Raw genomic sequence first — 21,332 nt, forward strand, 5'->3', positions numbered from 1 at the left:
GCGTGACCGGCCGGGGAGAAAAGGGGAGAGCGTGAGCTCTCCCCTTTTCTGTTGCCTGCAGACGACCGATGCGCGACTGAGGGCGTGATGGCGGAACATCCAGACGATCCCTATGGTCCTCCGGCGCGCGAGCCGGTCTTCAACCTGCCCGGTGCCGTCGTCTGGTTGATCGCCGCACTGGCGCTGATCCAGGGCGCGCGCGAGCTGCTCAGCGCTCGCGACGATTTCCTCCTCGTCTCCTGGCTGTCCTTCGTCCCGGCGCGATTGACGCTCTGGCTCGCGCCCGAGCGCCTGGAGGAGGTCGCCCGCTCGCTGGGAACCTCCGGCACGCCGGATGTCGTTCAGCGCCTGCAATTGGTGCGCCTCCTGCTGGCGGATGGCGGCGGCCAGCTCTGGACCTTGCTCAGCTACGGGCTGCTGCACGGCTCCTGGCTGCACCTGATCTCGAACGTCGTCTGGCTGGCTGCCTTCGGCAGCCCGGTCGCGCGCCGGCTCGGGGCAGGGCGCTTCCTGCTGCTGATGGCGCTCTCGACCATTGCCGGCGCCTTGCTGCACTGGTGGTCGCGTGAGCTCGATGTGCTGCCGCTGGTCGGGGCCTCCGCCGGCGTCTCGGGTGCGACGGCGGCGGCAATCCGCTTTGTCTTCTCGCCCGGCGTGCATTTCGGCGGGCTTGGCCATGATGAGGTGGTGCGTGCAATTCCAGCCGAGCCGCTCGGAGGCCTCTGGCGTAATTCGCGGGCCATGCTCTTCGTCGTGATCTGGTTCGTCACCAACATCCTGTTCGGGGCCGGCCTGGTGCCGATCCTTGGCGAAGAGACCAGCATCGCCTGGGAGGCGCATATCGGCGGCTTCCTCGCCGGGTTGCTGTTGTTCCCGCTGCTGGATCGCGGGCCGGTCCGGCGCTGACCGCAACCGGAGCGAGCAAGCTTCGTCCTGCGACCGCCTTGCCGTCGCCTCAGACTTCGCCCACATTGGACTCAGTCCAGCGTGGCGTCGCACCGCGGACGGAATGGTCCGTTGGCCCCCGGCGCTGCTCTCGTCGAAACCCATAAACGTGCGCCGGCCAACGGCGCCGCTATCGTCGGAGGAGAAGTCGATGAACGTCGCTCATATTCTCGGCAACAAGGGGGGTGAGGTGGTCTCGGTGCAGCCGCACCGCACGCTCGGCGAGGCGACGCGGACCTTGGCCGAGAGGCGGATCGGGGCGGTGGTCGTGACCGGCGCCGATGGCGGTCTGCTCGGTATTCTGTCCGAGCGCGACATCATCAAGGCCCTGGGCACCGACGGCGCCGCAGCGCTCGAGACTCCTGTGTCGCGGGCGATGACCGCCAAGGTCGTGACCTGCCGGTCGGACACCAGCGTCGACGAGCTGATGGAGATCATGACCTCGGGTCGCTTCCGGCATGTACCGGTGGTGGATGGTGGCAAGATCGCCGGCATCGTCTCGATCGGCGACGTCGTCAAGCATCGCGTCGCCGAGATCGAGGCCGAGAGCCGGGCGATGCGCGACTATATCGCGATGGCCTGAGGCTTATCGCCGGCATTCCGGGGTCCGGTCTGCGACCCGCCCCGGAACGACCAGCTAATTCAGCGGCAGGTGATTGGCGGCGACGATCGCGCCGATCTCGTCGAGCGCCCGTTCTGCCGCCTGCCGGCCGAGCGCGATCGCCTCGTCGGCGCGATGGAAGTCGAACAGGCCGACGCGGCCGAGCTTGGGGCCGATCATCACATCGGGCGGATCGCCGGCGAGGCGCGAGCGCGAGATCCGGTCCTGGGTGATGTTGAAGGCATCGACCATCACACCGGCGAGCCCCGGCTGATCGTTGTTGGCCTTGCCGACGATGCCGCGCATGCGCTCGCGCATGCCGCCGAACCAGCCGGTGGCCGGGCGCTGCGCGGGCGCGGGGTCCGGATCGGCATCGGCGCCATAGGACTGGATCACCGTGCCGCGGCCGGTCATGTCGCTGTTCAGGTTGACGCAAAGTACGACGTCGGCGCCGAGCGCGCGGGCCACCGTGACCGGCACCGGATTGACCAGCGCACCGTCCATCAGCCAGCGGCCGCCCAGCTTCACCGGGTCGAACACGCCCGGCAGCGCATAGGAGGCGCTCAGCGCGTCGACCAGCGAGCCGCGGGTCAGCCAGATCTCGTGGCCGGTGCCGAGCTCGGTCGCGACGGCGGCATAGGTCTGCTTCAGCTCGCCGATCTGCAGCCCGGCGAGGTCGCGTTCGAGCAGGCGCTTCAGGCGGCCGCCTGAAATCAGCCCGGCGCCACCGAGGTGGAAGTCCATCAGGCCGACGACGCGGCGCTTGGTCAGGCCGAGCGCGAACTCGCGCAGCGGCTCGATCTTGCCAGCGGCGTAGCAACCGCCGACGACCGCGCCGATCGAGGTGCCGGCGATCACCTCAGGGGCGTAGCCGGCCTCGGTCAGGACATCGAGGACGCCGATATGAGCCCAGCCGCGCGCAGCGCCGCCGCCGAGCGCCAGGCCGATCCTCGGCCGGCTGAAGCGCGGGGCCGGTTCGGAAACGAGATGGTTCATCGCAGCTCCGCTGCCGCCCAATCCGAAAGCCCGTCTAGCGATGTTCTCCAGCATCATCGGCGCGATCCCTCCGCGGGAGAATCAGGATCGCGCCAGCCGATGAGTGAAAGGTGAACGGCGCCGGGACCCTAGGCGGCTATCAGTTGCTTTTGAAGGAAACATGAAAGCTTGGTGAAAGGATTGCCAACGAAGCAGGCGTTCCCGGGTCAGAAGGGCTAGAGCCGGATCCGATCAGGTTGAATCAACCTGATCGGTGAATCCGTCTCTTACTTATGATTTGGAGACCGTTTTACCGACCAGCTTGCGGTGCAAGCTGGTCGGAACGGGCTCCAGTGGCCCGTCGGCGGCCACTCCGACCGGCTTAATCCGATAGAAGCAGCTGTGACGGCCGGTATGGCAGCAGCCGCCGTCGCCGCCGACATCGACCTTGATCCAGATCGCATCCTGATCGCAGTCGACCCGCATCTCGACGATGCTCTGGAGCTGGCCGGAGGTCTCGCCCTTGCGCCAGAGTGCCTGACGCGAGCGCGACCAGTACCAGGCCTCGCCGGACTCGATACTGAGGCGCAGCGATTCGGCGTTCATGTGCGCCACCATCAGCACCTCGCCGTTCGCGGCATCGGTGGTGACGCAGGTGACGAGGCCGTCGCGGTCGAATTTCGGCGCGAGTACCGCGCCTTCCTCGATCTCGGCCTTGCTGGAGAGGGTGGGGAAGGCGGTCATGTGAGGATCCTGAGAGTAGCGCCTCGCATATAGGACGCGGAAAGCATCCCGTCATCGCCTCTCCGTCATTCTCGGGCGGAGCGAAGCGCAGACCCGAGAATCTCAGGACCAGTAGGCGCCGACTGGAGCCTCCTCCGGCCTGAGATGCTCGGGTCAAGCCCGAGCATGACGCGTCTTCGTGACGCTGTGAGTTATCGGATCACAGCCCGGGCGACTTCACCATGGTGAAGAAGCGCACCTGTTCGGCGGGATCGCGGAAGCGGCCGGTGTACTGCGTCGTCATCGTCGAAGAGCCCTGCTTCTGCACGCCGCGCATCGACATGCACATATGCTCGGCCTCGACGAGGACGGCGACGCCGCCGGGTTTCAGCGTCCGTTCGATCGCCTGGGCGATCTGTGCCGTCATCGCCTCCTGCGTCTGCAATCGGCGCGCATAGACCTCGACGACGCGGGCGAGCTTCGACAGGCCGACCACGCCGCCACTCGGGTAGTAGCCGATATGGACCTTGCCGACGAAGGGCACCATGTGGTGCTCGCAATGCGAATAGAACGGGATGTCGCGAACGAGGACCATGTCCTTGTAGCCGTCGACCTCCTCGAAGACGCGCTCGAGCATATCGTGCGCGTCCTCGCGATAGCCCTTGTAGAATTCGCGATAGGCCTTGGCGACGCGCTGCGGTGTATCGAGCAGTCCCTCCCGCGACGGATCGTCGCCGGCCCAGCGGATCAGGGTGCGCACGGCCTCCTCGGCCTCACTCTGCGTCGGTTGGGTGATGATGAACTTGTCTGCGGAGGGGCTGCGTGCCCGCTCTACGGACAAGGACTTAACCACATTGTCCATGTGGAGCCTCCCGTTTCGGTTATGCCCGCCTTGCGGCGGGCAGGTCAGACAAGTTCGCCCTCTCGTCCAGCGATGACACGCTCTCCCTAAGAGCGCGCCGGCACTCTATATTGGTTGCGAAAGCCGGCAACTCCAGTCCCCGGCAGGGCAACCCATGCTGAACGACGTCTACAACAAGCGAATCCTGGAATTGGCAGGAAACATCCCGCTGCTCGAGCGCCTGCCGGCGCCCGATGCGACGGCGACGGCCCATTCGCGCCTGTGCGGTTCGACGGTGACCATCGATCTCACCATGGATGCCGATGTCGTCACCGGCTTCGGCCACGATGTCCGCGCCTGCGCGCTCGGCCAGGCCTCGTCCTCGATCATGGCACGCCATGTCGTCGGCTCGACGGCCACGGAACTGCGTGAAATTCGTGAGCGGGCCCGCGCGATCCTGAAGGAGGGAGCCGAGCCGCCCGGCGGAAAATGGGCCGAGCTGTCCGTGCTCGTGCCGGTCCGTGACTTCAAGGCGCGCCACGCCTCGACCATGCTGACCTTCGATGCGGTCGTCGACGCGATCGGCCAGATCGAGGCGAAGCGGGGCGAGCCGGTCGCAGGCTGACGCTATTTCAGCCCGAAGGCCTGCCGGGTTTCGACCCGCGTTTCGTCGAAGCGGACCCGGAAGGTCTTGTCGGCGAGCAGCGCCTTGGCGACGACGCGGCCGATCTTGTCGCCGGCCTCCAGGTCCGTCGGGTAGTGGAAGCCGCAGACGAGACGGCTCTCGTCATAGCTCTTGACCCGCTCCTCGAACTTGTCGGCGAGCTCGGGCACGACCTCGGAGAGCAGTGTCGCATAGAGCGCAGCCGTCGCGGCGTGCGCCGAGGGGAAGGAAGTGCCTTCCGGCCGCCCGCCGGGGCAGGGCTTGACCCTGACCTTGTTCCACATCTGGAAGGGGCGGATGCGGCTGGTCAGGCGGTTGACGCTCTTCAGGAGGATGGCGAGCTCGACCTGCGCCTCGCGCATCAGGAGGCGCGTCTCGCGGTGGGTGCCTTCGACATAGGCGTGGTCGATGCCGTTCACGAAGGCGTTCAGCGTCTGGTACTGATCGGCGAGCGCCTGCTTCTCGCGCTCGGGCGTGCGGGCCGCGGAGATGGCGAGGACCTTCTCGAACTCGGCGCGGTGCTCCGGTGAATTCTGCGCTGGCGGCAGGCCCATCACCTTGGCGACGTCGATTTTGGCCGCGTCGAGCCAGATCATATAAGATCTCTGCTGCGCCGCCGCCGGCGTGGCCAGGGCGAGCACGAGCAGCGGCCCGCAGAGGGCGGTGGCGGAGGCAAGGAAACGTGCGCGCATCATGACCGGGGGGTGGGAAGGCGGGACCGAAGGGGACGATGGAAGGTCGGCGGGAGGGAGTCGGCAGAGTTCAGCCGAGTCATACTTGCCTAAACATGCTGAAAAAAGCCTTTCTTGGTGGCAGGGGCTCGCGCTTGCTCCGCGCCGGGGTGCTCACCTCCTGATCCGCGGCTACCAGCTCAGCCTCTCCATGCTGATCGGCCGGCAGTGCCGGCACTGGCCGTCCTGCTCGGAATACACCGACGAGGCGATCCAGCGCCACGGGCTCTGGGCCGGCGGCTGGGTCGGCTTTTCCCGCATCTGCCGCTGCACGCCGCTCGGCACCTCCGGCATCGACCTGGTCTGCGAGGAGCTGCCGCCCCAAGGCGCCTGGTACAAGCCCTGGGCCTATGGCCGCTGGCGCGGCGTTAACGGTCCGGCATCTTGACCGGCGCGCTTGTCGGCTGCTCGGCGATCGTCTTCTGGGCCGGGGCGGAAAGAGGCTCGTTGAGCCAGGCACGCACCTTTTTCAAGGACTGGCAGTTGCGCCGGTGAAAGGTCTGCCGGTCGAGGTATTCCTGAACCGGCTTCGAGAGCCACCAGCTCATCGAGACTTCCTTCAGCGCGGTCGCCCTGTTCGGCACTGTTGGCGAAGGAGCTCCGTCGCCGGGCGCTTTCGCATCCGGAGCGAGTTCGCTGGGTGCACTCGTCCGCTCGAAGCATTGCGGGGCTTCGATATCGGCTGGCACGGCTTCGAAGCCGGTGAGCCCCTGAACGACGGAAAACTTGTCTCGCGTCGGAACGGACGGCTCACCGAAAACGAGGAAATCTGCGACATTGTCCTGGTCGACCGTCCCGGCGAGGGCGGCGAGCGCATAGGAGCCACGGGCGCTGCGTGTCGACAGTACCGTGTTGACCGGCGCCATCAGCAGCGGCATCAGCGAATCCTCGCGCGGTGGCGGGCGTTGGTCGCGCTCGGGGTCGGCAATCAGATCGACCGGGTCGTTGGCGATATGCAGCACGACAGGCGCGAGGCCGAAGCGCTTCAGCGCATCGGCGATCTCCGCGGTCGTGGTCGCCCCGTCGTTTTCGAAGTAGCCACCGTCGACCACCCGGAGCGTGACGTTGCAACCGTCGGCGAAGCGCCCGGCCGGCGAGACGATCGGAAAACGGGCGCTGTTCAGCGCCGCACTGGCCAGCGTGAGATCGAAGCCGTTGCCGCGCGCGATGGCGCAGGCCGGCTTGCTCCCAGCCAGTTCGCCGAAGAAGCGCGAGGCCTCGAAGGCGTCGACGAACAGCGTCGGCCTCTTGAGCGTGATCTGGGTGGGATGTGCGACCTGGTTTGCGAGCTGGCTCGCGAGAACGCGTTTGCCCGTCTCTTCGGAGGTCGCGTTGAGGACGAGGAGGGGAAGCCAGTTGCCGTCCTTGCGCGCGTCCTGGCCGAAGCGGGTGAACGATTGCGCGAGGTCTCCCCGCGCCGGCATGGTCTGCGCCGGCGCGACCACATTGTCCTGATAATGGTTGATCCAGCTGTTCTCGAGGATGGCGGCACGATCGAGAAAGAAGCCGTTGGGCCAGAAGCGGCCGAGCACGGGCTCGAGAAACAGGAACGGCTCGCTGGTCACCAGGGCAAGCACGGTTGGCGAGAGAAAGTCTTCGCTGGCGAGAACCTGAAGGCAGTCGCGCCATTTTCTGTCATTCGGCGTCTTGAAGAAATGCGCCGGCGTCTTGTCGATGCAGGGCGGTGCGAGTGCCGGGTCCTTTGGGTCGCGGCGCGCATCGCTCATCGCGGCGACGGCCTGGACCGCGCCGAGCGAGCCGCCCGAAACCCCTGAGATCGCGAAGACGCGCTTTGCCAGCAGGGGCACGGCGGCGTCCGGCTTTTCACAGGTACGGCCGGGCTCCATGCAGGGATTGTCGAGTAGTTCGCCGAGGACTGTCGCGGCAAAGAAGGCGGCTCGCGAAGCGCCGCCCGCGATCGTCACCAGGATCGGGCGCGGGCAGGTGTTGCCTTCGCAATTCGCCTGCTTCCAGGCTGCGACAGCCTCCCCGAACTCCATGGCAGGCTGAGGTTCCTGCTTCGCGCGCGAAACGAGATTCGAGTGACCGCAGGAGCTGGCCGCCAGGAGCCAGGCGACCAGCAGGAGCAAGGTGAAGGGGAAGCGGGTCCGCTGGCTCGCCATCCCGATCTGCGTGAAGACCGGGATCCAGGCGCCGAACAGGATGGGCACGAGATAAATGCCCGAGGCCACTGCCAACAGGCGATCGCCGAAGGCGGCGACTGCCACGAGCATGACCAGGCCGAGCGCGAGCCAGACGGCGGCGTGCAGGCTCACCGCCTCCCGCCAGCCGGTTCCGCCCTTTGCGGTCTTGGTTTGCTCGCGGAAATGAGCCTCGCTTTTCGCGATCTCCCGGATATTGCGGCCCCACAGGAAGAGATGGGCCGTAATGCCGCAGGCGAGGGCGACATAGAAGCCGCTTGAGCCGCTGCGGAGAATGCCCGCCGACAAAGCCAGTGAGCCGACGCCGTCGCGCGGCAAGTCAGCCAGCGCCGCCTCGTAGCCGCACCAGACCGCGAAGAAGGTCAGGAGCGCGAGCCCGTAGGGCAGGACGACCACGAAGGCGCGGAAGCGGCGATCGTAGATCGCCATGTCGCGCGGTGTCAGCTCGCGGGAGGGGCCGATCAGCCAGGAGCTGTTGCCCAGCAGGTGCTCCGCCGAAGCCTGGACGGCGCTGCTCCAGGCGATGATGTGGATGACGAAGTAGACCAGCCAGCGGAAGAGCATCTCCCAGAAACGGGGATACTCGGTTCCCGGTCCGAAAGCCGGCCCCTGGAAGACCAGGAAGAGGTCGCGCGCCTGCGGAACCTGAGTCAGCAGGATGTAACCAAGGAGCACGGAGATCGCGGCGACGCGGCAGGCATAGATGACCCGCAGCAGGTCACCGATCCAGTTGAAAGGCCACGAGTCCACGTCTCGCAGGATGGGCGCCGCAGCGCCCGGTGACATTGCTGGCTGCATGGCTGTCGAACCGATTGCCGGGATCGGAAGTCGATTGCATAACCTATCGTCAATCTCGCCGTGGTTGCAAGCGCGTGGCTGCGATTTGCAATCCCGCGATTGCCTGTCTCGCCCGGCTCGTATAGGCGGAGCCGGCGCGCGTGCCGAACCGGCTGCAGGCCGCGTCGCCCCGCTCATTCATGCAGCCGGCCTTGGCTTACGGGGCTTGTATCCCCGAGTGAGCAGGAGCCGATCGATGACGATCTCCCTGACATTTCCCGATGGCGCGCAGCGCGAATTCCCCTCCGGCATTACCGGCAAGGAGCTCGCCGGCGGCATTTCCCCCTCGCTCCTGAAGCGCACGGTCGCGATGGCGCTCGACGGCACTATCGTCGACCTCGCCGATCCGATCACCGCCGATGCGAAGATCGAGTTCCTCAACCGCGAGGATCCGCGCGCGCTGGAGCTGATCCGGCACGACTGCGCCCACCTCCTCGCCGAAGCGGTGCAGGAACTCTATCCCGGCACGCAGGTGACGATCGGCCCGGTCATCGAGAACGGCTTCTTCTATGATTTCTTCCGCAACGAGCCGTTCTCGCCCGAGGATTTCGCGCCGATCGAGAAGAAGATGCGCGAGATCGTCGCGCGCGACAAACCCTTCACCAAGGAGATCTGGAGCCGCGACAAGGCCAAGGCCTTCTTCCGTGACAAGGGCGAGGCCTTCAAGGTCGAGCTGGTCGACGCGATCTCGGAAGACCAGACGCTGAAGATGTATGCGCAGGGCGACTGGATCGACCTCTGCCGCGGCCCGCACATGACTTCGGTCGGCAAGGTCGGCAACGCCTTCAAGCTTATGAAGGTGGCCGGCGCCTATTGGCGCGGCGACAGCAAGAACCCGATGCTGACGCGCATCTACGGCACCGCCTTCGCCCGGCAGGAGGAGCTTGACGCTCATCTCAAGCAGATCGAGGAGGCCGAGAAGCGCGACCATCGCCGGATCGGCCGTGAGATGGACCTGTTCCACTTCCAGGAGGAGGGGCCGGGCGTCGTCTTCTGGCACTCCAAGGGCTGGCGGCTGTTCCAGGAGGTGCTGACCTATATGCGCCGGCGCCTCGCCGCCGACTATGAGGAGGTCAACGCCCCGCAGATCCTCGACAAGTCGCTCTGGGAGACCTCGGGCCACTGGGGTTGGTACCAGGACAACATGTTCGCGGTGAAGTCGGCTTCGGCTTTCGAGAACCCGAACGATCCGACGCGTGACCAGAAGGTGTTTGCGCTGAAGCCGATGAACTGCCCGGGCCATGTCCAGCTCTTCAAGCATGGCTTGAAGAGCTATCGCGACCTGCCGATCCGGCTGGCCGAGTTCGGCAATGTCCATCGCTACGAGCCTTCGGGCGCGCTGCACGGGCTGATGCGGGTGCGCGGCTTCACCCAGGACGATGCGCATGTCTTCTGCACGGAAGAGCAGCTCGCCGCTGAGTGCCTGATGATCAACGACCTGATCCTCTCGGTCTACGAGGATTTCGGCTTCACCGAGGAGCTCGTCATCAAGCTCTCGACTCGGCCGGAGAAGCGCGTCGGCTCAGATGCGGTCTGGGATCATGCCGAAGACGTCATGACCAGGGTGCTGGAGACGATCGCCAAGCAGTCCGGCAACCGGATCAAGACCGAGATCAATCCGGGCGAGGGCGCCTTCTACGGGCCGAAGTTCGAATATGTCCTGCGCGACGCCATCGGCCGCGACTGGCAATGCGGCACGACCCAGGTCGACTTCAACCTGCCGGAGCGCTTCGGGGCCTTCTATATCGGCTCGGACGGCGAGAAGAAGCAGCCGGTGATGGTCCACCGTGCCATCTGCGGCTCGCTGGAGCGCTTCGTCGGCATCCTGATCGAGCACCATGCCGGGCATTTCCCGCTCTGGCTGGCGCCCGAGCAGATCGTCGTCTGCCCGATCACCTCCGAGGCCGACGGCTATGGCGAGGAGGTCACCATGGCGCTGCTCTCGGCCGGTTTGCGCGCCCGCGCCGACCTGCGCAACGAGAAGATCAGCTACAAGGTGCGCGAGCACTCGCTGGCCAAGGTCCCGGTCATCCTCGCCGTCGGCAAGCGCGAGGCCGAGGAGAAGACGGTGACCGTGCGCCGCCTCGGCAGCCAGGCTCAGACCGTGATGAGCCTCGACGCCGTGGTCGCGGCGCTGACCGAAGAGGCGACGCCGCCCGATCTCGCCCGCAAGAAGAAGGTCAAGGCGGCCATCTAGCAAGAACGCGGGCCGGCGGTTGAATGCCGCCGGCACATGCGAGAGAATGCTGTTTGGCCTCCGGCGCGCGTTAGGCCGGAGGCCAAAGAGCGCTCGGTTGGATAACGAGAAATCGGTGGTGATCATCGCGGAAGCGGTATCCGCAGGTGCTTTGAGTTGGCGGGGGGCCGATCGTGACGCGCTTGAAGGCTCTGATCTGCATCGCTGCTGTTCTCTGCAGCCTGGGCGGCGTTGTCCGGGCGGAATCGACCTTCTTCGATATTGGCGGTGACCCTCAATTCGCGTCCTATCGCGATGTCGTGCGCCGTTATGTTCTTGAAAAGGGCAAGGCGAAAAGAACCGAGATCTGCGTGATTGGCTTCGTTGCGGGAGACAGCAGCCGGGCTGCGTGGGTGATCTGGAGCGCGGCGCGGCAGATCATCCTGCTGGAGCCGGGTTCGGATGACCTAACGTTCTCACGCCGTGTGATCGATCTGAAGAAGGATGTCGTTGCTGATGAGCGGGCCCTGAAAGGCAGCACCTATCGCGTCACTCGCAAATGGGTCGCCGATCTCACCAGGGATTGCGAGGCCAGGGGCCAACGCATGACTATACAACGCTGAAACCGCTCCTATGATGCCCCTTGCAACCTAGGGGTTACTCCGGTGGCCAAGCTCGCATTGCCCGACCGCAATTCCGTTACGGGCGCAGAGGTTCGGTTGCTTCTCGCCGAGGCGCGTGGCCCAGCGTTTTCAAGTTATGTTCTCAGTGAATCCAAGCGTGCGATGCAGTTTATGGATCGCGTTCTCTATAATCGCTTGCAAAACAAGCCGTCCCAGTTCGGGGCTGCGAGCGCCAAAAACATTATCGATATCATCAAGGCAAAGGGGCAGTTCGCGGGGTTTGAGAAATATCCCATCTATGACGGGAGTATCAGCACGCGAATACAGAAAATGCTTGATATCGCAAACAATGCGAAGGATCGGCGAGCGCAGGAGTTCACCGATTTCATCGAGGCGGCCATTGATGTCGCGGAAAATCAGACGGTTGCTGATCCCTCGACGGGCCTCCTGACGGGATGGAGAACAGGCGGTGCCTCCTCTCCAGGTGGCAGTTTCAAACTGCACGCCACTGTCGGCGGGATCGATTTCTATTTCATTTGACTGTGGGTCATCGCGCTCATAGCGGCGCAAGTTGATCCCATATGCCAAGCGTCGAACATCTCGCCAAAACCCGTCAGCCCGTGCCAAATAGGCGCGATGCTGACGGGTTCCTATCGCAAACGGCTTGAAGCCGATCTCGGTCGCTGGGTGGGGGAGGGGTTGGTCAGCCCCGAGAGCGCTACGACCATCCGCCGCTCGCTGGCGCAGGAGGGCGGCGGCTTCAAGCTGCCCGCTCTGCTTGGCCTGTTCGGCGGCCTCCTGATCGCATCCAGCGTCTCCGCCTTCGTCGCGGCGAACTGGGAGGAAATCCCCCGTCTCGTGAAGCTCGCCATGGTGCTGCTCGGCGTCGCCGGCGCGCTCGGCATCGCGGTCCGGCTGGAAAGCCGCGGCTCGACCGGCGGCGCCGATGCCGCCGCGACCTGCGGCACGTTAATCTTCGCTGCCGGCGTCGCGCTCGTCGGCCAGATGTATCATTTGCCGACCGACTGGGCGGGCGGGGCGCTGCTGATCGCCATCGGCGCGCTCATCGTCGCCTTCCTGCTGCGCTCGAACGGGGCGCTCGTCGTCGCACTCGTCGCGATCGCCGCCTGGAGCGGCGGCCGCTGGGACGAGCGCGAGGCGAACGCCCATCTCCTGTTCTGGCTGCCCTTCCTGCCGGCGCTCTGGCTGGCCGCGACCCGGCACAACCGCCTTGTCCATCACCTTGCTGTGCTGGTGCTGCTCGGCTGGTTCGCGACCTTGCCGGGCCAGTACGCCTTCTTCCGCTTCGATTATGGCCTGCTCGCTTATTGGCTGGCGGTCTCGGTGCTGTTCGTCGCCCTCGGCGCGCTGGCGCTCGATCGCGGCGGGCCGGGCCTGCTCACCGCCTGCCTGCCCTGGGGCCTGATCGGGCTGATCCTGTCGCTCAATGTCGAGCTCGCCCGCATCCTCGAACCCAATGAGGCGAAGGCCGGCACGGCGCTCTGGCTGAACTATTTCGCCTATGCGCTGGCGCTGCCGGCGGTGATCGGGCTCGGCTTAATGGCGCGGGAGCGCCGCTTCGCCTTGCCGCTTGGGCTTGCGCTCTTCATGGCGCTGCTGGTGCCAGTGCTGTTCTGGAGCGGCGGCGCGGTCAGCATGGCCGGCAAGATCGTCGTCGCCGCGCTGATCCTGGCGATCGCGATCGGCATCGTCATTGCCGGTGCGGGCGGTGGCGTGCGCCGGCTCAGCCTCGCCGGCTCGGCGCTGTTCGCCATCGCGATCGTGATCCTGCTCTGGCAGACCATCGGCACCTTGCTCGACCAGTCGCTGTTCTTCCTGGTCGGTGGCGCGCTCCTGATCGGCCTCGCCAGTGGCATGCGGCGGCTCCTCGCCAAATTCAGCAAGCCGACGGGGGCAGCGCCATGATCCGCCTGCCATCCGCCGACGCCTTCACCGGGCGGATCTCGCCGCTCTGGCGCGGGCTCGCCGCCATCCTGTTGCTTTGTGGGCTCACCCTTGCTCTGGTCGAGTCGCGTGCCCGCATCCTGCGCTCCGGCACGGAAGTCAGGCTGGCGACCGCGCCGGTCGATCCGCGCGACCTCTTCCGTGGCGACTACGTGATCCTGAACTACAAGATCAGCACGCTCGATACCGCCAAGCTCGACGGCGACAAGGCCTTCGAGCGCAACCAGCCCGTCTTCGTCAGCGTCGCGCCCGGAGTCGATGGCCTGGCCGAAGCGAAGGGCGTCTATCTCGCCCGCCCGGCAGCTGCGGCCGGCGGTTCCGTGCTCGAAGGCAGGGTCACCTCGATCGGCGCCTGCGTGACCAATGCGAATGGCGACCCCGATTGCAGTGCCGGCCGCCGCGCCATCCGTGTGAGCTATGGCCTCGAAAGCTATTTCGTACCGCAAGGCACCGGCCGCGCCATCGAGACCACCGAGCACAAGCGGCTGGAGATCGTTGCCGCCGTATCGAGTTCGGGGCAGGCGGCGATCAAGCGCCTGCTGATCGACGGCAAGCTCGTCCATCAGGAGCCGCCTTACTAGAGCGGATCGACATTCAGCGTCGCCAGATCATGGCTGTGGCGAGGTGGACGAAGCCTGTGAAGTGGATGGTTCTGCGGTCGTAGCGTGTGGCGAAGCGGCCGAAGCGCTTGAGACGATTGAAGCATCGCTCGATCCGGTTGCGGTGTTTGTAGATCTCGCCGTCGTGAGGGATGAAGACCTTGCGGTTGCGCTTGGACGGGATCACCGCCTGCGCCTTCATTGCGGCAATCTGGTTGCGTAAATCATCGCTGTCATAGGCTTTGTCGGCCAGCACCGCGTCGGCTTCCTGACCTTCGAGGAGATCGGGAGCAGTCGAAGCGGCGCTGGCTGGAAGGCGATCCGCGCTGATCTGCGCGAGCCGGTCCGGCCGTCCTCGACCTGCGATCGTTTTATGTCTCTTGGCGTGTCGGCCCGCGACTGGAGCGAATGATCGAGCGCGGTCGGTCCCTTGCCGGCGCCGCATATGCGTGACCGCCGCAATCATGGCGAGATGAACCGCGAGCGGATTCATCCCATCGGCGCGCCAAGCGGGAATTCCGAAGACCTGGCCGAGCGAGGAAAGCCTCGGTTGCGAGCAGGGCGTTGTAAGGGGCCTCCGATCTCCCTTCCTCCTACGCGGCCAAGGCGTCTTCTATCGATCTGTAGGGCTTCTGAAGGCTCGCCGCGACAGGTGCATTCGTGATGTTCCCGCGATGAACATTGAGGCCGGCCGCCAGGTGAGGATCGCTGCGAATGGCATCGAGCCCTTTCGCAGCCAAGGCCAGCCCGAATGGGAGAGTGGCGTTGTTCAGGGCATAGCTCGACGTGAGGGGCACGGCGCCCGGCATGTTCGCGACGCAATAATGGATCACGCCGTCCACCTCGTAGGTCGGATCGGCATGGGTGGTCGCTCGAGAGGTCTCGAAGCAGCCGCCTTGGTCGATCGCGACGTCGACGAGCACCGCGCCGCGCTTCATGCCCGATAACTGTGCCCGCGAGACGAGCCTCGGCGCCGCGGCACCCGGGATGAGCACAGCCCCGATGACGACATCGGCCGCGAGGATCTCCGTCTCGATCGCATCGAGAGTCGAGAAGCGCGTACGCGCCCGACCGCCGAACAGCTCGTCGAGTTGCCGCAGGCGCGGCAGCGATCGGTCCAGGATCACCACGTCCGCACCAAGGCCTGCCGCCATGCGGGCGGCATGCGTACCCACGACGCCGCCGCCGATGATGACGATGCGCGCGGGGGGAACGCCGGGCACGCCGCCAATCAATATGCCGCGTCCTCCTGCATGGCGCTTGAGGGAAGCCGCCGCAGCCTCGATCGCGAGCCGCCCGGCAACCTCGCTCATCGGCGCAAGAAGAGGCAGGCCGCCGAAGCGGTCGGTGACGGTCTCGTAGGCTATGGCTGTAACGCCGGATTCCGCCAGGCCGGCGGCCTGCGCCGGATCGGGCGCGAGATGCAGGTAGGTGAACAGGATCTGACCTTCTCGCAGCTGCGCCCATTCGACCGGCTGCGGCTCCTTGACCTTCACCACCATGTCGGCCTCGGAAAACACCTCGGCCGCGTTCGCAGCGATGCGGGCGCCGGCAGACTCGTAAGCGGCGTCGGACGCCGAAATGCCAGCCCCCGCGCCCTTCTCGATGATCACTTCGTGACCGGCGGATACGTATTCTCGCGCCGCTTCGGGCGTCAGCCCTACGCGGTATTCGTGGACCTTGATTTCCTTGGGAACGCCGACACGCATGGTTTTCCTCCGACCGGCTTTGCGGGACTACCCTGAGATCGTGGCGAGGAAGCCGCTGTTGGTTTCGCAAACCGACTTGCGGCCGTCCCTGGCGCGTGTCCCCGGGGAAAGTCCAAACGTTTTAACCCACTCGAGCGATCCGCCGGCGTCAATCCATCCATGATCGGATCATGTCGCGGCAGCAGGGCCATTCGGCCCGGCCAGGCTATGGCAACGACCGCGTCGCGTCCAAACGCAGCTGGACCCGGATCGCGATCTATTCGGCCATCAGCATCGTTACCTTGGGCGGGCTCGCCTATAGCTCGATGAATTATGCCACGATCAGAAACCTCGTCTCGCAACCGGCGATCGCGGAAACGAACAAGGCCGACCCGTCTCGCCCCGAAACGCCCTTCCTGCAACACGCCAGGCAGGCGGGCTTGAAGAGCTGCTCCACCGTGTTCCCCGTCCTCGGGGAATTGCTGACGAATGGCGCGAAATACGACGTCCAGTCGTCATGGAACAACGAAGCTGCCGATCGTCATGCCGTGCAGGCTCTGGTCGGTATGAGCTACACAGCCCGGAACTATAGCGGACCGGCCGCCGGCGTCGTCTTCGCCGCGGCTGCGCCGACGCGCCGGCAGGCCGAGGATCAGGCCGTGCAGGCTTGCGAGCGGACAGGCACGCGGTGTGCGGTGCGCGAACGGGTGTGCACCTGACGCGATGCCTGGAGCAGGATGCGAAAAAGTGGGACCCGGTTTTTCGCGAGAATCCTGCTCTAACTCTTTGATGAGAGACGGATTCAGATTTCAGATGGAATCGCAAAGTGGTTCCATCTGAAATCATCCGGCTCGAGAGCATTTGCGCGTTTCTCCGAATCGCAGAAATGCTCGAGGCCCTTGTTTTATCGCATTTTCTTCACGCGAACCGGTGTCCACTTCGCTCGAAAATGCTCTAGCGGCCAAACAGTTTTAGCGTGATCTCGATGCTTGGCGCCCTCAGTATTTCCATGCTGGTCCAGCGCGTGCCTTCGATGATCACGATCGTCATCGCAGCGCTCGCCGCATCGGCATCGCGCGCGACGATCGCATCGAGAATGGTGCGGTGCTGGCGCAGCGCGAGAGCGAAGCGCTCGGGATCGTCAACCGGCGCGCTCAGCGCGAAGGCAGCGGCGAGTGCGGTCTCGATCACCGAGCCGATCGAATGCAGGAAGGGATTGCCGGAAGCGTCGAGGATGGCGCGGTGGAAGGCGAGATCGGCCGAGGTGAAGCCATCGCGCGTCTGGTCCGGCGGGCCCATGCGGCGCCAGGCTGCCTCGATCCGGCAGATGTCCTCGTCGCTGCGGCGTAGCGCCGCCGAAGCGGCCGCGAGCGGCTCGAGCGCCTGCCTGATGTCGAACAGGTTCTCGAAGAAGGGCGCGTCGGCCCCGCGCTGCAACCGCCAGCGCAGAATGTCGGCGTCGAACATGTTCCAGCGCTTCTCTTCGAGAATGCGCGTGCCGACCTTGGTCTTCGGCTCGATCAGGCCCTTTGCGGCGAGCGTCTTGAGCGCTTCGCGCAGGACCGAGCGCGACACGGAAAAGCGCTCCGTCAGGTCGGCGTCGCCCGGCAAAGTGCTGCCGATCGGATACTGTCCAGCAACGATCCGGCGCCCGATGCCGTGCACCACGAACTCGTGCGCGGAACGGGACGGCATTGGCAGGGCCAAGGCGGGCTGTGGCGAGTTCATGATGCGGGCGGCACTCTTCGCTCGGGCACGCCGGGCAGAGCCCGGCCGCCCGTGGAAAGCACCGCAGGGTTATTTCTTCTTGTTGTAGACATCGATTGAAACCGCTGCGAGCAGGACCAGGCCCTTGATGACCTGCTGATAGTCGATGCCGACGCCGAGGATCGACATGCCGTTGTTCATCACGCCCATGACCATGGCGCCGATCACCGCGCCGGTGACCTTGCCGACGCCGCCGGACGCCGAGGCACCGCCGATGAAGCAGGCGGCGATGACGTCGAGCTCGAAGCCGAGGCCCGCCTTCGGCGTCGCGGTGTTGAGGCGCGCCGCGAAGATCAGTCCGGCGAGCCCGGCGAGCACACCCATGTTGACGAAGGCCAGGAAGGTCAGGCGCTCGGTCTTGATGCCGGAGAGCCGCGCCGCCTTCTCGTTACCGCCGAGCGCGTAGATGCGCCGGCCGATCACGGTGCGGTTGGTGACGAAGGCGTAGAGCGCGATCAGCAGGAACATGATCACCAGCACGTTCGGCAGGCCGCGATAGGTTGCCAGCTGATAGCAGAAGGCGACGACCAGCAAAGCCAGCAACGCGTTCTTGGCGGCAAAGAGCGTGAAAGGCGAGGTCTCGACGCCGTGGCGGACCTGGTTGTTGCGGCTGCGCAGGCTGAAATAGACCATGGCGGCAACGCAGGCGGTGCCGAGGAAGAGCGACGTCAGATTGAAAGCTTCCATGCCGAACAGGTCGGGGATGAAGCCGGAGGAGAGCTTCTGGAAGGTCGGCGGGAACGGGCCGACCGACATGCCGCCGAGCAAAGCGAGCGTCAGCCCCTTGAAGACCAGCATGCCGGCGAGCGTGACGATGAAGGACGGTACGTGGAAATAGGCCACCCAGTAGCCCTGCGCCGCGCCGATGAGCCCGCCGACGATCAGGCAGATGATGATGGTCGGCACGAAGTGGAAGCCGTAGCGCACCATCAGCACTGCGGCGAGGCCGCCGACGAAACCGACCACAGAGCCGACCGAGAGATCGATATGCCCGGCGACGATGACCAGCAGCATGCCGAGCGCCATGATGACGATATAGCTGTTCTGCAGGATCAGGTTGGTCAGGTTGAGCGGCTTCAGCAGCGTGCCGTTGGTCATGAACTGGAAGAACAGCATGATCGCCAGGAGCGAGAGCAGCATGCCGTAATCGCGGAAATGCGACTTGATGAAACCCAGCGAGGACGCGCCCTTCGAGCCGCGCACATCGTCGGTCAGGCTCGTATCCATCAACGTCTCCCCGATCTCATGATGGCTTGCATGATCTTTTCCTGGGACGCCTCAGCGGCGTCGAGTTCGGCGACGAACGACCCTTCGTTCATCACATAGATGCGGTCGCACATGCCGAGCAGCTCCGGCATCTCCGAGGAGATCATCAGCACCGCCTTACCGGCTCCGGCCAGCTGGTTGATGATCGTGTAGATCTCGTATTTGGCGCCGACGTCGATGCCGCGCGTCGGCTCGTCGAGGATCAGCACCTGCGGGTCGGCGAAGAGCCATTTGCTCAGCACGACCTTCTGCTGGTTGCCGCCGGACAGGTTGACGGCCTGCTGGTAGACGCTCGGGCTGCGGATCCTGAGCTTGGCCCGATAGTCGTTGGCGACGGCAAGCTCGCGCATCTCGTCGATCACGCCATGCTCGGCGACGCCTGCCAGATTGGCGAGGGTGATGTTCTTGCGGATGTCCTCTTCGAGGACGAGGCCGAGGGATTTGCGATCCTCTGTCGCGTAGGCAAGGCCGCTGGCGATGGCGCGCTCGACCGTGCCGACATCGATCTCCCTGCCGGCGAGCTTCGCCGTGCCGCTGATCTTCTGGCCATAGGAGCGGCCGAACAGGCTCATGGCGAATTCGGTGCGTCCCGCCCCCATCAGCCCGGCGATGCCAACGATCTCGCCGCGGCGGATGGTGAGGTTGACGTTCTTCACCACCTGCCGTTCGGCGTGGATCGGATGGTGCGCCGTCCAGTTCTCGACCTCGAACAGGACTTCGCCGGGATGGCTCTCCCGCTTGGGGTAGCGATCGGCCATCTCGCGCCCGACCATGCCCTTGATGATGCGGTCCTCGCTGACCGCCTGCCCGCGGCAGTCGAGTGTCTCGACCGTGGCGCCGTCTCGCAGCACGGTGATCGCGTCTGCGACCTTGGCGATCTCATTGAGCTTGTGCGAGATCAGGATCGAAGAGATGCCCTGCCTCTTGAATTCGAGCAGCAGTTCGAGCAGGGCGTCGCTGTCGCTCTCGTTCAGGCTCGCGGTCGGCTCGTCGAGGATGAGCAGCCTGACCTTCTTCGACAGCGCCTTGGCGATCTCGACCAACTGCTGCTTGCCGACGCCGAGCGTGGTGACCAGCGTCTCCGGCGCCTCCTTCAGTCCGACCTTGGCGAGCAGCTCCTTGGCGCGGGCCGAGACCGCCGACCAGTCGATGACGCCATGGCTCGCCTGCTCGTTGCCGAGGAAGATGTTCTCGGCGATCGAGAGCAGCGGCACCAAAGCGAGCTCCTGGTGGATGATGATGATGCCGAGGCTCTCGCTGTCGGCGATGCCACGGAACTGGCGCTCCTGCCCGTCGAAATGGATCGCCCCGGAATAGGAGCCGTGCGGATAGACGCCGCTCAACACCTTCATCAAGGTTGACTTGCCGGCGCCGTTCTCGCCGACCAGGGCGTGGATCTCGCCGGCCCTGACGGTCAGGTTGACATTATCGAGCGCGTGGACGCCCGGAAACGTCTTGGTGATCCCACGCATGTCGAGAATCGCTTGCATCGATCCATCCCGCAGCGAAGGGGGCGCGGGCAACGGGTGCCCGCGGGGAGATGGCGAATGGATCCGGCGCGGCGAGCGCGCCGGATCGTGCTCACTTCACCTGGTTCTCGGTGTAGTAGCCGCTGGCGATCAGCGTCTCGCGCCAGTTCGAGGCGTCGACGCTGACCGGCTTCAGCAGATAGGACGGCACGGTCTTGACGCCGTTCTCATAGGTCTTGGTGTCGTTGACCTCGACTTCCTTGCCCGAGAGCGAGGCGTCGACCATGTTGGCGGCGATCTTGGCGAGCTCGCGCGTGTCCTTGAACACGGTCGAGGTCTGCTCCTTGTTGAGGATCGACTTGACCGACTGGACCTCGGCGTCCTGCCCGGTGATCACCGGCATGGCCTGCTTGCCGCTGCCATAGCCGACGCCCTTGAGCGAGGAGATGATGCCGATGCTCAGGCCGTCATAAGGCGAGAGCACGGCATCGACGCGCTTGTCGGCGTAGTAGGCGCTGAGCAGGTTGTCCATGCGGGCCTGGGCGACCGCGCCATCCCAGCGCAGCGTCGAGACCTTGTCCATGCCGAGCTGGCCGCTGCGCACCACGAGCTTGCCGCTCTTGATGTAGGGCTCCAGCACCGACATCGCACCGTTGTAGAAGAAATAGGCGTTGTTGTCGTCAGGCGAGCCGCCGAAGAGCTCGATATTGAAGGGCCCCTTGCCTTCCTTCAAACCGAGGGCCTTCTCGATATAGCTCGCCTGCAACACGCCGACCTGGAAATTGTCGAAGGTCGCGTAGTAGTCGACATTCTTGGAATTGCGGATCAGGCGGTCATAGGCGATCACCTTGACGCCCTTGCTCGCCGCCTGCTGCAGCGCGTCCGACAAGGTGGTGCCGTCGATCGCGGCGATGACCAGGACCTTGACGCCCTTGGTGATCATGTTCTCGATCTGGGCGAGCTGGTTCGGGATGTCGTCGTCCGCATATTGCAGGTCGACGCCGTAGCCCTTCTCCTTGAGCGACTTCACCATGTTGTCGCCGTCGGCGATCCAGCGCGCCGAGGATTTGGTCGGCATCGAGACGCCGATCGTGCCCTTCTGCTGGGCCTGGGCCAGCGGTGCAAAAGCGAAAGCGCCAAGGGCAAGCGCCATCATCCATCGAACTGCCTTCATGCGTCTTCTCCCAGATTGCTCTGTGGCACGACTCTTCGGTCGATCAATCCAATTAGTCATATAATATGCCATCGGACGCAGCCATCTGGGCAGAGCCTGCAGCGCCTGTCAATCGCGCAATGTCCG

21 protein-coding genes are annotated in these 21,332 nt (G+C 65.1%); 10 read left to right on the forward strand and 11 right to left on the reverse strand.

Features of this window, described 5'->3' with window-relative positions:
* Positions 1-87: 87 nt before the first annotated feature.
* Complete coding sequence (locus ACSQ3M_RS25310) at positions 88-906, forward strand: rhomboid family intramembrane serine protease (protein ID WP_436152839.1); 819 nt, start codon at positions 88-90, stop codon at positions 904-906.
* A 190-nt stretch (positions 907-1,096) separates the two neighbouring features.
* Entirely contained in the window at positions 1,097-1,528 is a 432-nt protein-coding gene (locus ACSQ3M_RS25315) for a CBS domain-containing protein (RefSeq protein WP_436152840.1), read from the forward strand.
* 54 nt (positions 1,529-1,582) lie between these two features.
* Here ACSQ3M_RS25315 and ACSQ3M_RS25320 read toward each other — a convergent pair whose 3' ends face one another.
* From ACSQ3M_RS25320 to folE, 3 genes are all read right to left on the reverse strand, one after another.
* Positions 1,583-2,542 (reverse strand): patatin-like phospholipase family protein, encoded by a 960-nt coding sequence (locus tag ACSQ3M_RS25320; RefSeq protein WP_436152841.1) that lies wholly within the window; start codon positions 2,540-2,542, stop codon positions 1,583-1,585.
* A 270-nt stretch (positions 2,543-2,812) separates the two neighbouring features.
* Positions 2,813-3,265, reverse strand: coding sequence for a phosphoribosyl-AMP cyclohydrolase (hisI, locus tag ACSQ3M_RS25325; RefSeq protein ID WP_436152842.1), 453 nt, complete (start codon positions 3,263-3,265; stop codon positions 2,813-2,815).
* A 199-nt stretch (positions 3,266-3,464) separates the two neighbouring features.
* A complete protein-coding gene (gene folE, locus ACSQ3M_RS25330) occupies positions 3,465-4,106 on the reverse strand; it encodes a GTP cyclohydrolase I FolE (RefSeq protein ID WP_436152843.1) in 642 nt (213 codons plus the stop codon).
* Positions 4,107-4,260: 154 nt separating this feature from the next.
* On the opposite strand from folE, the gene ACSQ3M_RS25335 reads away from it, so the two are divergent.
* Positions 4,261-4,710 carry an iron-sulfur cluster assembly scaffold protein gene (locus tag ACSQ3M_RS25335; RefSeq protein ID WP_436152844.1) on the forward strand — a complete coding sequence of 150 codons (450 nt, stop codon included), beginning with the start codon at positions 4,261-4,263 and terminating at the stop codon, positions 4,708-4,710.
* A gap of 2 nt (positions 4,711-4,712) precedes the next feature.
* Here ACSQ3M_RS25335 and ACSQ3M_RS25340 read toward each other — a convergent pair whose 3' ends face one another.
* On the reverse strand, positions 4,713-5,345 hold the full coding sequence (locus ACSQ3M_RS25340; RefSeq protein ID WP_436152845.1) for a phosphatase PAP2 family protein: 633 nt from the start codon (positions 5,343-5,345) through the stop codon (positions 4,713-4,715).
* Between the two features lie 181 nt (positions 5,346-5,526).
* Here ACSQ3M_RS25340 and yidD point away from each other — a divergent pair, with 181 nt between their 5' ends.
* Positions 5,527-5,868 carry a membrane protein insertion efficiency factor YidD gene (gene yidD, locus ACSQ3M_RS25345; protein ID WP_436152846.1) on the forward strand — a complete coding sequence of 114 codons (342 nt, stop codon included), beginning with the start codon at positions 5,527-5,529 and terminating at the stop codon, positions 5,866-5,868.
* Here the strand turns inward: yidD and ACSQ3M_RS25350 are convergent.
* Positions 5,849-8,392, reverse strand: a complete 2,544-nt coding sequence (locus tag ACSQ3M_RS25350) for a hypothetical protein (RefSeq protein ID WP_436152847.1) — start codon at positions 8,390-8,392, stop codon at positions 5,849-5,851. The genes yidD and ACSQ3M_RS25350 overlap by 20 nt on opposite strands.
* Positions 8,393-8,675: 283 nt before the next feature.
* Between ACSQ3M_RS25350 and thrS the strand changes: the two genes are divergently transcribed.
* The 5 genes from thrS to ACSQ3M_RS25375 all read left to right on the forward strand — a co-directional run bounded on the left by thrS (position 8,676) and on the right by ACSQ3M_RS25375 (position 13,824).
* A complete protein-coding gene (gene thrS / locus ACSQ3M_RS25355; protein ID WP_436152848.1) occupies positions 8,676-10,676 on the forward strand; it encodes a threonine--tRNA ligase in 2,001 nt (666 codons plus the stop codon).
* Between the two features lie 173 nt (positions 10,677-10,849).
* Positions 10,850-11,278 carry a hypothetical protein gene (locus ACSQ3M_RS25360; protein WP_436152849.1) on the forward strand — a complete coding sequence of 143 codons (429 nt, stop codon included), beginning with the start codon at positions 10,850-10,852 and terminating at the stop codon, positions 11,276-11,278.
* A gap of 42 nt (positions 11,279-11,320) precedes the next feature.
* Complete coding sequence (locus ACSQ3M_RS25365) at positions 11,321-11,818, forward strand: hypothetical protein (protein ID WP_436152850.1); 498 nt, start codon at positions 11,321-11,323, stop codon at positions 11,816-11,818.
* Positions 11,819-11,914: 96 nt separating this feature from the next.
* A complete protein-coding gene (locus ACSQ3M_RS25370) occupies positions 11,915-13,204 on the forward strand; it encodes a DUF2157 domain-containing protein (RefSeq protein ID WP_436152851.1) in 1,290 nt (429 codons plus the stop codon).
* Positions 13,201-13,824 (forward strand): GDYXXLXY domain-containing protein, encoded by a 624-nt coding sequence (locus ACSQ3M_RS25375; protein WP_436152852.1) that lies wholly within the window; start codon positions 13,201-13,203, stop codon positions 13,822-13,824. Before ACSQ3M_RS25370 ends, ACSQ3M_RS25375 begins: the two co-directional genes overlap by 4 nt.
* 13 nt (positions 13,825-13,837) lie before the next feature.
* Here ACSQ3M_RS25375 and ACSQ3M_RS25380 read toward each other — a convergent pair whose 3' ends face one another.
* Together ACSQ3M_RS25380 and ald are read right to left on the reverse strand one after the other, a co-directional pair.
* Positions 13,838-14,335 (reverse strand): transposase, encoded by a 498-nt coding sequence (locus tag ACSQ3M_RS25380; protein WP_436152853.1) that lies wholly within the window; start codon positions 14,333-14,335, stop codon positions 13,838-13,840.
* Positions 14,336-14,435: 100 nt separating this feature from the next.
* On the reverse strand, positions 14,436-15,551 hold the full coding sequence (ald, locus tag ACSQ3M_RS25385; protein WP_436152854.1) for an alanine dehydrogenase: 1,116 nt from the start codon (positions 15,549-15,551) through the stop codon (positions 14,436-14,438).
* 170 nt (positions 15,552-15,721) lie between these two features.
* Between ald and ACSQ3M_RS25390 the strand changes: the two genes are divergently transcribed.
* Complete coding sequence (locus ACSQ3M_RS25390) at positions 15,722-16,249, forward strand: hypothetical protein (protein WP_436152855.1); 528 nt, start codon at positions 15,722-15,724, stop codon at positions 16,247-16,249.
* Positions 16,250-16,484: 235 nt separating this feature from the next.
* On the opposite strand, the gene ACSQ3M_RS25395 is transcribed toward ACSQ3M_RS25390, so the two are convergent.
* The 4 genes from ACSQ3M_RS25395 to chvE form a co-directional block, all read right to left on the reverse strand.
* Positions 16,485-17,225 (reverse strand): FadR/GntR family transcriptional regulator, encoded by a 741-nt coding sequence (locus ACSQ3M_RS25395; protein WP_436152856.1) that lies wholly within the window; start codon positions 17,223-17,225, stop codon positions 16,485-16,487.
* Positions 17,226-17,327: 102 nt separating this feature from the next.
* Positions 17,328-18,512, reverse strand: a complete 1,185-nt coding sequence (mmsB, locus tag ACSQ3M_RS25400; RefSeq protein ID WP_436152918.1) for a multiple monosaccharide ABC transporter permease — start codon at positions 18,510-18,512, stop codon at positions 17,328-17,330.
* An 11-nt stretch (positions 18,513-18,523) separates the two neighbouring features.
* The gene (mmsA, locus tag ACSQ3M_RS25405; protein ID WP_436152857.1) at positions 18,524-20,053 is read right to left on the reverse strand and encodes a multiple monosaccharide ABC transporter ATP-binding protein; all 1,530 of its coding nucleotides are present in this window, start codon (positions 20,051-20,053) and stop codon (positions 18,524-18,526) included.
* A 91-nt stretch (positions 20,054-20,144) separates the two neighbouring features.
* Complete coding sequence (gene chvE / locus ACSQ3M_RS25410) at positions 20,145-21,206, reverse strand: multiple monosaccharide ABC transporter substrate-binding protein (RefSeq protein WP_129158153.1); 1,062 nt, start codon at positions 21,204-21,206, stop codon at positions 20,145-20,147.
* Positions 21,207-21,332 lie beyond the last annotated feature (126 nt).

This window comes from Allobosea sp. LjRoot90 (assembly GCF_964254315.1).
Classification (GTDB): Bacteria; Pseudomonadota; Alphaproteobacteria; order Rhizobiales; family Beijerinckiaceae; genus Allobosea.